A 14,609-nucleotide genomic window follows, 5' to 3' on the forward strand; every position below is an offset into this window, starting at 1 on the left:
TTAGTCACATCTGGGTACAACTAAAAAGATAGTTGTGAAACCCGCCCCTACAGAGGCACCACATACTGTGAAAAGTCAGAACCTAAAAAGGTGATAGGCTTCCGTACTATTCCCTTGAGGTTTAACCCGTTACAGCGCATCAAGTGCCAAATTCAGCCTTAAAACATTCACTCCGGGTTCACCAAAGATGCCAAGAAATCGACCATCTATATAGTGACGAATGAGAGTCTCAACTTGATTAGTTTCTAGGGAACGTGCTATCGCTATCCGCTCAATTTGTCTTCTGGCTGCCTCAATGCTAATATGCGGATCTAAACCCGAACCCGAGGCATAAACTAAATCAGCCGTTGGCTCAATTCCTGCGTCCTGAAGTTGGTCAATGGTTTCCTGAATTCGTAGGATTAATTCTGGATTACTGGGTGCTAAATTACTCGCACCTGAAACACCAGTTGGTGCCGCATCTTCTCCTTCAGAGTAGTTTACGCTACTGGGACGACTCCAGAAATATCGTTCAGAGGAGAAGGATTGACCAATCAACGCTGAACCGATGACTTGTCCTTGGTTATTGGTAATCAAACTGCCATTGGCTTGATATGGAAAAAACACTTGACCGATAAAAATCATCAAAAAGGGATAAATTAGGGCGGTCAAAATCCACAAAACTAATGTGGCACGAATTCCAGTAATTGTTTCTCGAATGACAGACATGGTTTTGAATAATGAATAGGTAGTGCAAGTATTGGAGGTTAGGGGAGTAAGATACTCCCTTTCCCGATGAGGCAAATTAACGGAATTGACAGATTTTCTGCGGCTGGTTTGGTTCAGATGACTTGGATTGTTTTTTCTGGTGTTTCTTCTGATACCGTTCTAACCATATATGCCGCCACTGACGCCTTATTCGCCAATCCGCCAATTTCCGGCGAATTTCTTCAACAAGTTCTTTCCACATGATTAAAATCGCTCCGGTTGAAAAATAACCACAAATAAGTACACGGATAGTCCCAGAGTGACAATACCCAAAAGTCCGATCGCATAAGCCGCTTGGCGGGTAATTTCATCCCCTGTCGTGGCATAGACGGCTGGCGCGATCGCGAGATTTAAGCACATCAGTAGAAAGAGTTGAATCGGTAAACGATTACCTTGCCACTGTTCTCGGACTAACTCAATCAGTTCACTCACGTCTCTGGGTACAATTTCGTTTAAATCCTTCCCTGGTTTCATCTGTTATCTCCTGGTTAAATCTTTGTTCTACGCCAATCCCACAGCCGCGATTAACCAATCAATCCCTTTAATTCCGATAAACGGTGCAACAATTCCTCCTAACCCGTAAATCAAGATATTTCGTCGCAACAATTGATTGGCACTTAAGGGTCTAAACTTCACACCTTTTAATGCCAAAGGAATTAAGGCAGGAATAATCAAGGCATTGTAAATCAGCGCCGCTAATATGGCAGATTGAGCGCTGGCTAACCCCATAATATTGAGACTGCCAATACCAACAGCCGCAAACATGGCGGGTATAATCGCAAAATATTTAGCGATATCATTTGCCAGAGAAAAGGTGGTTAACGCCCCCCGCGTAATCAGCAACTGCTTGCCAATCGTGACCAAATCAATTAACTTTGTAGGATCAGAATCTAAATCCACCATATTCGCCGCTTCCTTTGCCGCTTGTGTGCCGGAATTCATGGCTAATCCCACATTTGCCTGTGCCAAGGCTGGGGCGTCATTTGTCCCATCCCCCGTCATCGCCACCAATTTGCCTGCGGCTTGTTCACGTTGAATCACGGCGATTTTATCTTCCGGTGTCGCTTCGGCAATAAAGTCATCCACTCCGGCTTCTTGGGCAATCACCGAGGCAGTAATTCGGTTATCCCCAGTCAGCATCACACTTTTAACCCCCATGCGCCGCAACTGGTCAAAGCGATCGCGCATTCCGGGTTTGATGATATCTTTGAGGTAAATTACGCCATAAATATCCTCACCACAGGCAACCGCCAAGGGAGTACCTCCTAAGCGAGAAACCCGTTCGTAAGCTTCATCTAAGTCAGATGCAAATTGACCGCCTCGAGACCGCACAAATCCCTTAATCGCATCCACGGCGCCTTTGCGTATCTCGTCCCCATTGGGGAGATTTGTGCCACTCATACGAGTTTTCGCCGTAAACTCTACCCCTTCCGCCGCGTTGCGGTCAAAGGTGACGGCTGAACCAATATGATGTGCCAGTTTCACAATCGACTTGCCTTCCGGCGTCTGATCAAAGATACTGGCAGCTAATGCAACATCGGCAACCTCGACAACGCAGTGACCATTTACGGGAATGAACTCCTCCGCCAAGCGGTTCCCCAGGGTAATCGTGCCAGTTTTATCCAAAACCAAGGTATTCACATCACCACAGGCTTCCACTGCCCGTCCCGAGGTGGCTACTACGTTAAACTGGGCAACTCTATCCATCCCAGCGATACCAATCGCACTGAGTAATCCGCCAATGGTTGTCGGAATTAGCGCCACCAATAGGGCAATTAAGGTAACCACACCCACCGGTGAACCCACATAATTAGCAACTGGGGGAATTGTGACCACGACAATTAAAAACACCTGAGTCAGAACCGCCAACAACACCGTTAAAGCAATCTCATTCGGCGTCTTGCTGCGTTGTGCCCCTTCCACCAAAGCAATCATCCTATCCAGAAACCCTTGACCCGGCTCTGCCGTTACCCGGATAATCAGTTCATCAGATAGAATCCGGGTTCCCCCTGTCACAGAACTTGCCACATCTGAACCGGGTTCCTTGAGAACCGGGGCTGATTCCCCAGTAATGGCTGATTCATCAACCGAAGCCACCCCTTCAATCACTTCCCCATCGGCGGGAATAATGTCACCGGCAATCACTTTAATGGTTTCACCTTTATGCAATTCGGTGGAACTCACTTCTACAGTGGTATTATCCGGTAGAAGTTTCCGGGCGACAGTATCGGATTGAGTGGAACGCAAGGAATCTGCCTGTGCCTTACCCCGCCCTTCTGCCACGGCTTCGGCAAAATTGGCAAATAGAAGAGTGAATAAGAGAATGATGGCAACCAGACTATTAAATAAGCGCTGATTGTCTCCAGTCACCGGACCAAACAAACTTGGATATAGCGCCAGCAAAATGGTGATGATTGTACCAATCCAAACCACAAACATGACTGGGTTTTTTATCATCACGCGGGGGTTCAGCTTGAGGAAGGCTTCCCGTAATGCACGTTTGTAGAGTCCTTTGGTATTCACTCGCTGTTGTCGTTTATTTTGCTGTCGGTTTTCACGACGGCGAGGTGATTTTTGGGGTGTTTCCAAAGGTTTTTTCGTTTTCATACCGTAACGATGGATAATCAATGGGTCTAGTCAGGGCGATGAGAGGTTGAATGCTAACCACCCGCCGCAATTTGAAAGGCTTCGGCAATCGGTCCAAGGGCAAGTACGGGGAAGAAGGTGAGGGCGCCAAGGATGAGAATCACGCCAGCCGTTACACTGGTAAACAATCCCGTATCTGTCCGCAGCGTACCTGTTGTTTCGGGTACAGGCTGTTTCCGGTACATACTGTCAGCTAACAGCAATAGGGCAATAATGGGGATGTAGCGCCCTGCCAAGAGGCTAATGCTAGCCGTCAAATTCCACCACAACGTACCATCGGCTAATCCTTCAAATCCTGACCCGTTATTGGCAGCAGCAGAGGCATATTCATAGATAACTTGGGAGATGCCGTGAAAGCCGGGATTCGTAATTCCGGCTAGGGTTTCTACATCTGGCAAACCCATCGTATCTGCGAAGGAAATACTAATCGCACCAGGAATTAAAATCATAATCGGGTGGACTAGCAAAATTACACTCGCCAGAACAATTTCGTGCTTTTCAATCTTGCGTCCAAAGAGTTCGGGGGTTCGCCCTACCATCAATCCGGTGAGAAATACCGTCAAGATTAAGAAGGTAAATAGATAGGCAGTTCCCGTTCCTTGACCCCCCCAGACAATTTGTAGGAACAGATTGAATAAGGTGGTAAAACCTCCCGGTGGCATCAATGAATCATGCATTCCGTTCACTGCACCACACATCGTTCCGGTGGTAGACACTGCCCAAAGTGCTGTTAATGCCCAATCAAAGCGCACTTCTTTTCCTTCTAAGTTTGTGGCGATTTCGCCTAAACGATTGTTGACTAAGGGATTCCCTTGATACTCACCGATGGCAGCAACTACAATCAGGACGGCATAGATCAAAAAGACCATGCCAAAGAGTAACCAGCCTTGCTTTTTGTTATTAGCAAAGATGCCGTAGGTGTAAATGAGTGCGGCGGGAATAACCAACATGGTAATCGTTTCAATCAGGTTAGTCGCACCGTTGGGATTTTCAAAGGGATGGGCTGAGTTGATGCCAAAAAATCCACCCCCGTTTTCGCCCAGTTCTTTAATAATTTCAAAGTGAGCAACTGGACCTCTGGCAATGTATTGTGTGGCACCTTCTAAGGTGGTTGCCACCGCAGATCCAGCTAAGGTTTCTGGGACACCGAGGATGAGTAAGACTAATCCCCCAATAAGAGAAATCGGCAGTAAAATTCGGGTGATTGATCGGGTTAAATCCACATAGAAGTTACCCAGGGATCGACCTGTTAACCCTCGAATGAATGCGATTCCTACTGCCAAACCTGTGGCGGCTGAGGTAAACATTAAATACCCCAGCGCTAGCATTTGAGAGGCATAACTGAATGTGGTTTCACCAGAGTAATGCTGCTGGTTGGTGTTGGTAACAAAGGAAATCGCCGTGTGTAGGGCTAAGTCCCAACTCGGTGCATCTAATTCTGTGGGATTCAGAGGTAGAATACCCTGAAGCATGAAGATTAAATACACCAGAACAAACATGGCGAGGTTGCTGTACAGCACGCCTTTGGCATACTGCCAACCAGTCATATCCCGTTGCGGGCGGATTCCAATTAGCTTATAGATGATTCGTTCAATCGGTGTCAGAATTGGGTCGAGAAGGGTTCTCTCACCCAAGAACACCCTCGCCATATAGGTGCCAAAAAAGGGAACAATTGCCACTAATATGGCTAAAATTATGGCAATTTGGAAAAAGCCTTGTAACATAAATAATTAGGTGGGGAGAATAAAGTTTAACGGCGGTGATCGTCATTTGTCATTTGTCATTTGTCATTGGTCATTTGTAAGGGACGAATCCCGTCCGACGGGAATAGGGCATCACTGTTGTCAATGAGGACTTCGTAAATGGACGCGATCGCGTCGGGCAAGGCGACCAAGAGACAGTCCTGTCCGTAATTCATTGCTGCTTCAATTGTGGAAGCCATTCCGTGGGTGAGTCTCACACTATTCATAAGTAGGCATTCTTTAGGTATTGGCAGAACCGAGAAATTCATACCGAATTGGCGGCTATGCCATTGAATTTGAGCCTGAATCAGGCGGATTGGCAATGTAAACATGGTTTTGCATCGATAGCTGTTCTGGGAACGGTGATCGAGTTTTCAATAATTCAATTATTAACGCTGAGAAAAAAATGGACATCATCCATCGAGTATAAATTTCTTTGTTTCTTTTTTAATGGCTTAACTTTATCGGATTATATGCGGATTTATATTCAATGAATATCTGGGTTTATTTAGAGATATATACTGGGAGATATAGTTGGTAGCTGAACGCTAAGTTTAGGCTAGATTAGGAGTAGTCTATAGGCTTGGATAAAGTAAACAAAGCGAATTATAATGTTGCGCCGATTACTGGCTCTCAAACCGACGTTTTTTCCTCAAAACCAGCACCACAAAACCTGTTGGCTGATAGCTGGAACCTTTGCTGTGGTGATTGCCCTGGAGTATGCCACACCCTCAGACTACGTGTTTGGCTACCTGTACACCGGACCAATTTTGCTGGCAAACCCCCGCTTAAATCGTTCAGCAACCCTGCAAGTCACGCTGATAGCCTCTGTGCTAACGCTTTTAAATCTGCTGATTCCCACTGTAGAATTAACCAATCCCGCAACAGTCGCCAATCGATTAATTGCAGTGATGGCATTAATCGCGACAGGTTGGTTAAGCGATCGCAACCGCCGCTATGAAGAAGCGATCGCGCGACATAAAGCCCAGTTGCAAGCCCAAACCCAACTCGCCAGTATTCGCGAAGATTTTGTGTCTACCCTCACCCATGACCTGAAAACCCCCCTCTTGGGAGCGATTGAAACGATAAAATTGTTTCAGGGTGGTCAATTTGGCACGATAACGCCACCTCAAGAAAAAGTGCTGAGGATGATGAATCGGTCTCATCATGCTTCATTACAACTGATCCAGACGCTGCTGGATGTTTATCGTAATGATGCCGAGGGGCTAAAACTCCAACGCCAACCTTTAAATTTAGTCGCGTTAGCAGAGGAAGTGATTGCCACCTTCACCGATTTAGCCGCCAGCCGTCGGGTGCATATCCTCTTGAATCATAGTGAATCGGACTTTCGCCGTTCTTTATGGGTGAATGGAGATGCTTTACAATTGCAGCGAGTGTTTGCCAATTTACTGGTTAATGCCATCAACCATTCCCCCCGTGGCGGTAAAGTCGAAGTGAGAGTAGCATCCCCTGGAGAGTATCAGATTGTCAGAATGCTTGACAGTGGACAAGGCATTACAGAGGAAGAATTACCTCACCTATTCGAGCGATTTTATCAAGGACACACCAATCGCCAAGCCACAGGTTCGGGACTAGGACTATACCTGACACGGCAGATTATTGAAGCCCATGGCGGTACAATTTGGGCAGAGAACCGAAAACCGAAAGGAGCGCTGTTTGGGTTTCAACTGCCTGCTTATGTTAAAGACGAATGACGAATAATACCAAATCCGGGTTAGCTACCCCCGTTATAACCCAGTCCGCGCAGGCGGACTTTGTTTGTATAGCAGCGATTTCAATCGCCTCTTACAGGGAGTAATAAAGGCGGATTTGGTATGACATAAACAAATGACAAATAACGAATGCGGATTCTACTCGTAGAAGATGATGAACTGTTCCGCTTAGGACTATCGACGCGATTGCAGCAAGAACCAGGATTAGAAATTGTGGCAGAGGCGGTAGATGGCGAGACGGCGGTGGAATTAACCAATCAGTATCTACCCGATGTTGTACTGTTGGATGTGGGACTACCCGGACTTGGTGGTGTGGAAGCGTGCCGTCAAATTAAGCAGCAACATCCAGAATTACCGATTTTAGTCCTAACCTCTCATTCCCAGAAACCTCTAATTGAGCGGCTAATTGCAGGGGGGGCTTCTGGATACTGTCTCAAAGGCATTGAAGCAGAAGTATTAATCCTAGCACTGCGTTCTGTGGCGGCGGGGGCGTCATGGTGGGACAAAACCAGTACCAATGAAATTCGCGCCGCTGTGGGAGAACAGACTCCGGAGGTTGCCCAATCGACTGATGAATCGTCTGCCAATCCTCTGACTCAGCGGGAACAGGAAATTCTGGCGCTGATTGCGGCGGGTAAGAGTAATCAAGAAATTGGGGAACTCCTACATATTGCCACAGGGACAGTCAGGGTTCATGTTCATGCCATTTTACAAAAATTGGACGTGCGCGATCGCACTCAAGCCGCTGTTCTGGCAATTCAAAAAGGATTGGTGAAAACGTAAAGGTTCTAGCATTCGGGAACTGTAGAGACGTTGCAGGCAACGTCTCTACGAGGTTTTACTGAACTGGACTTAACTCCCGTTGTGCCACTGCTTCGGGATTGGCTTCTGGGGTATCTTCTTCCGAGGGGGGCACCACTTGCCAGAATTTGCCTAAGAAGTCCGACCAATTTGCCAGAATTGTCTTGGCTTTGGCACTGTCGGTGCGGTCAACATGGGCTTGTATCAGGGCTTTTAGCTGCTGTTCCCCAGCCGATGTGGTTACCCGTTGAATCTTAACAATTTCGGGGTTGACTTTTGCCGGAAATTGTGAATCTTCATCCAAGACGTAGGCTAAACCTCCAGTCATTCCTGCACCGACGTTGCGCCCAACACGACCTAATACCACAATCACGCCGCCTGTCATGTATTCACAGCAGTGATCACCAGCCCCTTCAATCACCGCTTGACCTTTAGAATTGCGGACACCAAATCGTTCACCCGCCCAGCCATTGGCAAATAATGTACCGCCTGTGGCACCGTAGAGGCAAGTATTACCGACAATTACATTTTCGGCGGGGTTGTAGGTGGCTTCAGTGGGGGGCGTGATAATAATTTCCCCCCCATGCATTCCTTTACCTACATAATCATTGACTTCCCCAACTAGACGCAGAGTCATTCCGGGCAGATTGAAGGCACCAAAGCTTTGTCCGGCTGCACCCTTGAAGTTGAGGGTGATCTGCCCTTTAAAACCAGTATCGCCGTATTGTTTCGCGATCGCACCCGCTAGACGTGCGCCAACACTGCGATCAGTATTCAACACCGCTAAGTCTTTGGTGATTGTACCTTGGTTAGTGATGCAGGCTTGAATCTCTGGATCAGCCAGTAACTGATCATCGAGAACCGGTCCATTACTATGAACCTCCTCATGGTTGAGGAATGAGCGATCGCGACTTGTATCCGGTAAATCAGTTAGGCATTTCACCGATACGGTCGATGTCTTGGTCAACCCGACATCTTGGCGTTGCTGCAAGAGATCCGCCCGACCAATTACCTCATCTAACTTACGATACCCTAACCGTGCCAAGAGCGATCGCACTTCTTCGGCGACAAAGTAGAAGAAGTTTACTACATGATCTGGGATTCCGGTAAACCGCTTGCGTAAATGCTCCTGCTGTGTAGCCACGCCAACGGGACAGTTATTCGTGTGACAAATTCGCGCCATGATACAGCCTTCCGCAATCATCGACACCGAACCAAAGCCATATTCTTCCGCGCCCATTAATGCCGCCATCACCACATCCCAGCCAGTTTTGAAGCCGCCATCTGCCCGTAAAATCACGCGATCGCGCAGTTGATTCGTCATCAGCGCCCGATGCACTTCAGTGACACCCAACTCCCACGAAACACCCGCGTGTTTAATCGAACTCAGAGGAGATGCGCCCGTTCCCCCATCATGACCGGAAATCTGGATCACATCCGCATTTGCCTTGGCTACACCCGCTGCGATCGTACCAATACCGATTTCTGCCACCAGTTTCACTGACACCTTCGCCTCTGGGTTAATCTGATGCAGGTCAAAAATTAACTGGGCGAGGTCTTCAATCGAATAGATATCATGGTGAGGCGGTGGAGAAATCAGGGGTACACCAGCCTTAGATCGCCGCAACATGGCAATATAAGGACTCACCTTTTTACCCGGTAACTGTCCCCCTTCTCCCGGTTTCGCACCTTGGGCAATTTTAATTTCCAATTGTTTACCACTCATCAGGTACTCTGGCGTCACGCCAAAGCGCCCGGAGGCTACCTGTTTGGTGGCGGAACTGGCAGTATCCCCATTCCGTAGTCCTTTAAGATGGGGCAATGTGGGCGAATTTCCCTGATTATCCACATCATCTAAGACTTTAAACCGAACTGGGTCTTCTCCCCCTTCACCAGAATTGGATTTCCCGCCAATCCGATTCATGGCAATGGCTAAAGTTTCATGTGCCTCTCGTGACAGGGAACCCAAGGACATCGCCCCAGTACAGAAGCGCTGGACAATCTCCGCCACCGGTTCGACTTCTTCGATCGGAATGGGAGTGCGATCGCTCTTGAAGTCTAACAAATCCCGTAACGCTGTGACTGGGCGGTCTTCCAGGTATTTTTTATAGACCTCATAGTGATCATAAGCAGTCTTCCCTTTATCGGTTTTGCCGTTTCCGTTTTTAACCGACGCCACGGCTTGATGCAACGCCTTTGCCATCTCCGGACTATTCATGTGATATTCTCCACCGGGACGATACTGGATAAAGCCACAGTTTTCCAGTTTCTTACCCGTCAATTCTGGGAACGCCCGTTGATGGAAAGCCATCACTTCCTGTGCCAATTCTGCCAGATTCAATCCACCCAAACGGGAGGTTGTACCCCGGAAGGCTAAATCTAATACCTCTGCACCAATTCCTAGGGCTTCAAAAATTTGCGCCCCTTGGTAAGACGAGAGTAGAGAAATCCCCATTTTTGACAGGATTTTCAGTAACCCAGCTTCCACCGCCTTACGGTAATTTTTCTGGGCTTCTTCAATAGTTAAAGGTTCAATTTTACCCCGATTCATCAGTTTCTGGGTCTTGGGATTTGACCACCACTGACGCACCGATTCCAATGCCAAATAGGGATGAATTGCCGACGCCCCATAACCAATTAAACAGGCAAAATGATGGGTACTCCAGCATTGGGCTGTTTCTACCACCAGGGAGACTTTCATCCGCAATCCTGCCCGAATCAGGTGATGATGAACCGCCCCGACTGCTAATAGGGGTGGAATATAACTGGTGTTTTCTCCTACACTTCCGCCAATTTTATCGCTCAAAATCAGCACTTTTGAGCCAGATTTCACCGCTTGGTCGGCTTGGTCACATAATCGGTCAATGGCATTTTTTAGCCCATCCGGACCCGCGCTAATCTCAAATAAGGTGGAGAGTTCTGTGGTAGCAAACCCAGACGCTTTTACTGAATTTAACTCCGCTTCATTCAGAACCGGGGTTTTCAGTTTCAGCAGTTGGGCATATTCGGGTTTAGCCTCTAACAGATTCCCCCGTTCACCCAGTTCCATACTTAAAGACATCACCAGACTTTCCCGCAAGGGGTCAATCGGTGGATTGGTAACTTGGGCAAACCGTTGTTTGAAATAGTCATAAAGCAGGCGCGGCTTATCGGAGAGGATGGCTAAGGGAATATCATCCCCCATACAGAACGTGGGTTCTTTCCCTTGACTCACCATCGGTTCCAGGATCATATCCAAATCCTCAGCCGTATACCCAAAGGCGGTTTGCTGCTGGAGTAACGCTTTGGCGTCGAGTTGAGTTGAATCGGTAAACCCTTGAGGGGATAAAACCTGACGATGCTGTTTCAGCCAATCCCCGTAGGGTAAACGTTGGGCAACTCGCTGTTTGATGTCCCAATTTTTGAGAATTTCGTGGTTGGCTAAATCCACAGCAATCATCTGTCCGGGTCCGAGTCTACCCTTTTCCACAATATCTGCTTCGGGTAAGTCTACGACACCCGCTTCTGACCCGACCACCACATAACCATTCCGAGTAATACTATAACGGGCAGGTCGCAATCCATTCCGGTCAAGGGTTGCACCAACGACTTGACCATCACTAAAGACTAACAGCGCCGGACCATCCCAAGGTTCTTGAACGCCACTGTAATATTCGTAAAAATCCACAATTTCCGGATGATCCTGCAAATCGGGTTGATTTTTGTAGGCTTCGGGCACCATAATCATCAAGGCTTCCAAAGGACTACGACGCGATCGCACGAGTAACTCAAAGATATTATCCAGGGTAGCGGAGTCACTATTATCCGGATCAACGGTGGGCTTGAGGTCTTCCATTTCGTTCCCCCACACTGGATGAGATAAATCGGCTTCCCTTGCCTTCATCCAGTTAATATTACCCAGCAGCGTATTAATTTCCCCATTATGTCCCAATAATCGCATCGGTTGGGCTAGGGGCCATTTGGGTAGAGTGTTGGTGCTAAAACGGCGATGATAAACGGCAAAGGGGCTTTGAAACTCAGGATGTTTTAAGTCCTGATAAAATTCACCCAGTACCGCCGAACGCACCATGCCTTTATAGACAATTGTGCGACTCGATAGGGAGCAAATATATAAATCATCCGACCAATGAAGCGTACCATCAGCTTCTAAAGCACTGCCAATGCGACGGCGGGTTTTATAGAGGAGACGTTCCCGTTCATTCCCCGTTTGATGGGGACAGCTAACAATAATTTGCTCAATTTGCGGTTGATTCTCTAAAGCTTGGGGTCCCACGACTGACTCGTTTAGGGGAACGACACGCCAACCCAATACGGTAAACCCGTCGTGTTCAAAGACTCCGCCAACAATGTCCCGAACTTTAGTCGCCTTTGTCCCATCTTGGGGTAAAAATACCATACCCACCGCCAACTGGTCGGTTTGTGGCATGGTAATTCCTTGTTCCTCAAACCAAGACGTAAACAATCCCCAAGGAATCGTCGTCATCAAGCCAGCGCCATCACCCGAATCTCGGTCAGCGCTACAACCACCGCGATGTTCTAAACAGGTTAATGCCGAAAGTGCCTGTTCAATCAGTTCATGGCTAGCGACACCTGCGACTGAGGCGATAAAGCCAACACCGCAAGCATCTCGTTCTTCCACTAACCATCGTTGTCCTGGATAGGGTACATCGTCTCGATTCCAAGTTTGATACTGTTGATTTGGGTTGATGCTCCTGTTTGTCATAAGATAGTTCCTAGTGTTATTGGTCATTGGTCACTGGTCATTCGTCACTACAGGTAGGGGGGGCAAAGGGTATAAACCTTGAAACCCTTGTCTGATCGTTAGTTGTTATCGCCCACCTTACGGTAACTAGAAATTGATTACCAGTGCGGTAAAATCTCAGTTCTATCTAAGTCGGCTACGTCATCGCCAGTTCCATTGAAAAACTGAAAAATAGAGAAATAATTGACGTTAATTCGCTCTCTAGTGATCATTGTGTGAGTCATCTCGTGTCCAGTTGGCGTGGTTGTCCTAATATTTTTATATATACGGTTGGCAGACGGAGTAGCATCAGCCACTAAACTACAGACCCAGAAGGGTCAGCAACTTTGGTTCTCAAATGAAGCTCTTTAGATGGGGAGATTGATCCTAGCGAAAATACTTGACTCTGGCAATCCCTGATGTCATGAGTTTAAACTATTAACCGATTAATCGACCTAGCTGCAAACAATTTTATCTGGAGGAGCCAAGAGCATTGGTGTTTCCTTGCTCACTCTGGAGTAATGCCACATTTTACAATCCGTGGCATAGAATGAATAATGTGACACAAATAAAGCAGATGAGTGAACTATCCAAATCCGTAGAAGTACATTTGGGTCGTCAGGGGCGGTTAGTCATTCCGGCAGCGTTGCGGCGGTTGTTGGGGTTTGAGGAAGGGGATAAGCTGGTTGCCCGTGAGGAGGCGGGGCGGTTGGTGTTGGAAAAGCCAGAGGCGATTAAGCAAAAGTTGAAGGCACGGTTCGCACAGATACCCAAAAATCGCAGTTTGGTCGATGAGTTGATCGCTGAACGTCGCGAAGCGGCGAAACAGGAAGAGTCCGAATGACGGTAGTGTTGGATGCTTCAGCGTTGCTGGCTTATCTTAAGGGTGAGTCGGGAGAAGAGGTTGTAGATGATGTGTTAACTGAGTCGGTGATATCCAGTGTGAACTGGGCGGAAGTCGTGCACAAGGCGATCGCGGCAGGAGTCGAGGTGGATGGCATGGTGGATGATTTGCAGGCACTGGGGCTGACGGTAGAGCCGTTTACCCTGGAGGATGGGGAAATGGCAGGACGACTGTGGGAGTCAACTCGGCAAGCGGGATTATCTCTGGGAGATCGTGCCTGTTTAAGTTTGGGATGGCGATTGGGAGTTCGAGTTTTGACCTGCGATCGCGCCTGGGCTGCTCTCAATCTGTCTGTCGATGTGCAGGTAATTCGCTGATGAGCTATTCATTTCTATGGGATAGGTGTTGACCTAAGGGAGTCGATAATATTCCTAATATTTGGTTAACTTCTTTAATGAAGTAATCGTTTAAATCAATAAAAGCTGTTTGATCAACTAACTTGATAAACTTCCAAATCATTCCTGTCGTCACGGCACCATAGATAACATCAATGGGAATTTCCATTTGTTGATTGAAGCGTTGGGCAGCCACCATTTCAGCAATGCATTGTCCTAAACCACTTTTAATATTTTCGTTCTTAGCTTCTACCAGGGTAACGACTGGGGCATAGATTTCATACATTTCTGGGGAGGCGGTGAGAATATAATCACAGTATCCATAGAGTCCAACAGTTTGGTCTACGTTGAAGTCTGTGCCAGAAAAGAAGCCGACTTGGAAGTTAAACTGTCGCCGGACTTCTAATAAAACGGGGGCAATAATTAATTCAGAACGGGCTTTTTCTGTGTTGATCGCATTAGCAAGGGGTAAAAATTCATGCAGCGTGATTTTGAGGTAATCGCTGGGTTCCAGAGGAGCAATATCCGGAAAAAGACGACTGGTTTCGTCTATCGTTAGGTTAAATGTTGTTCTGACTTTGCTGAGGGTAGTAAAATCGCTGTACGCCATATTGATAAGGTTAACATAGTTTGTTTGATACCATCTTGTTCACCAAGTATAGCAACTGCCAAGACGGTTAAGAGACTATGAATTAGTAGAGACGTTCCGGTGGAACGTCTCCTCCGGTGGAACTATGTAGAATTTCTCATAGGATGAGTACATAAGCGTGGGCGCAAGCCTTCATCCGTGTCAACTTAAGCTCAACCCCTCACCCCCAGCTCACAAGGGTAGGTTTTTTACCTTAACGGTATAATGGGGGTCAGACAAGGAAGACCTGGAGGGAAAGTGGACAAGGAAGAAGACCAAAAAACCATCAAAACTCATGAAGATCTAATTATTTATCAAAAAGCGTTTGATGC

General features: G+C 47.4%; 12 protein-coding genes. 4 read left to right on the forward strand and 8 right to left on the reverse strand.

All coding sequences use genetic code 11. The features are described 5' to 3' along the window. Nucleotides 1-129 precede the first annotated feature (129 nt). The 6 genes from kdpC to RH949_RS29875 all read right to left on the reverse strand — a co-directional run bounded on the left by kdpC (nt 130) and on the right by RH949_RS29875 (nt 5,467). Nucleotides 130-708, reverse strand: a complete 579-nt coding sequence (kdpC, locus tag RH949_RS29850) for a K(+)-transporting ATPase subunit C (protein ID WP_446358296.1) — start codon at nt 706-708, stop codon at nt 130-132. A 76-nt stretch (nt 709-784) separates the two neighbouring features. Further along, entirely contained in the window at nt 785-949 is a 165-nt protein-coding gene (locus tag RH949_RS29855; RefSeq protein WP_446358298.1) for a hypothetical protein, read from the reverse strand. Between the two features lie 2 nt (nt 950-951). Then, a complete protein-coding gene (gene kdpF, locus RH949_RS29860; RefSeq protein WP_446358300.1) occupies nt 952-1,221 on the reverse strand; it encodes a K(+)-transporting ATPase subunit F in 270 nt (89 codons plus the stop codon). A 27-nt stretch (nt 1,222-1,248) separates the two neighbouring features. Beyond that, complete coding sequence (kdpB, locus tag RH949_RS29865) at nt 1,249-3,354, reverse strand: potassium-transporting ATPase subunit KdpB (RefSeq protein ID WP_446358302.1); 2,106 nt, start codon at nt 3,352-3,354, stop codon at nt 1,249-1,251. Nucleotides 3,355-3,407: 53 nt separating this feature from the next. Next, a complete protein-coding gene (gene kdpA / locus RH949_RS29870) occupies nt 3,408-5,117 on the reverse strand; it encodes a potassium-transporting ATPase subunit KdpA (protein ID WP_446358304.1) in 1,710 nt (569 codons plus the stop codon). A 56-nt stretch (nt 5,118-5,173) separates the two neighbouring features. Continuing rightward, nucleotides 5,174-5,467: a hypothetical protein gene (locus RH949_RS29875; RefSeq protein ID WP_446358306.1), complete on the reverse strand. Its 294-nt coding sequence runs from the start codon at nt 5,465-5,467 to the stop codon at nt 5,174-5,176. A gap of 279 nt (nt 5,468-5,746) precedes the next feature. Here RH949_RS29875 and RH949_RS29880 point away from each other — a divergent pair, with 279 nt between their 5' ends. Both RH949_RS29880 and RH949_RS29885 read left to right on the forward strand, forming a co-directional pair. Further along, complete coding sequence (locus RH949_RS29880; protein WP_446358308.1) at nt 5,747-6,850, forward strand: sensor histidine kinase; 1,104 nt, start codon at nt 5,747-5,749, stop codon at nt 6,848-6,850. Between the two features lie 147 nt (nt 6,851-6,997). Then, nucleotides 6,998-7,651, forward strand: coding sequence for a response regulator (locus RH949_RS29885; protein WP_446358310.1), 654 nt, complete (start codon nt 6,998-7,000; stop codon nt 7,649-7,651). A gap of 55 nt (nt 7,652-7,706) precedes the next feature. On the opposite strand, the gene gltB is transcribed toward RH949_RS29885, so the two are convergent. Further along, the gene (gene gltB, locus RH949_RS29890) at nt 7,707-12,392 is read right to left on the reverse strand and encodes a glutamate synthase large subunit (protein ID WP_446358312.1); all 4,686 of its coding nucleotides are present in this window, start codon (nt 12,390-12,392) and stop codon (nt 7,707-7,709) included. A 595-nt stretch (nt 12,393-12,987) separates the two neighbouring features. Here gltB and RH949_RS29895 point away from each other — a divergent pair. Together RH949_RS29895 and RH949_RS29900 are read left to right on the forward strand one after the other, a co-directional pair. After that, complete coding sequence (locus RH949_RS29895) at nt 12,988-13,254, forward strand: AbrB/MazE/SpoVT family DNA-binding domain-containing protein (RefSeq protein WP_446358314.1); 267 nt, start codon at nt 12,988-12,990, stop codon at nt 13,252-13,254. After that, nucleotides 13,251-13,631, forward strand: coding sequence for a type II toxin-antitoxin system VapC family toxin (locus RH949_RS29900; RefSeq protein ID WP_446358316.1), 381 nt, complete (start codon nt 13,251-13,253; stop codon nt 13,629-13,631). The genes RH949_RS29895 and RH949_RS29900 overlap by 4 nt, the downstream gene beginning before the upstream one ends. A 4-nt stretch (nt 13,632-13,635) precedes the next feature. Here RH949_RS29900 and RH949_RS29905 read toward each other — a convergent pair whose 3' ends face one another. Further along, the gene (locus RH949_RS29905) at nt 13,636-14,259 is read right to left on the reverse strand and encodes a hypothetical protein (protein WP_446358318.1); all 624 of its coding nucleotides are present in this window, start codon (nt 14,257-14,259) and stop codon (nt 13,636-13,638) included. Between the last annotated feature and the right edge of the window lie 350 nt (nt 14,260-14,609).

The organism is Coleofasciculus sp. A1-SPW-01, from assembly GCF_040217205.1.
GTDB lineage: Bacteria > Cyanobacteriota > Cyanobacteriia > Cyanobacteriales > Coleofasciculaceae > Coleofasciculus > Coleofasciculus chthonoplastes_A.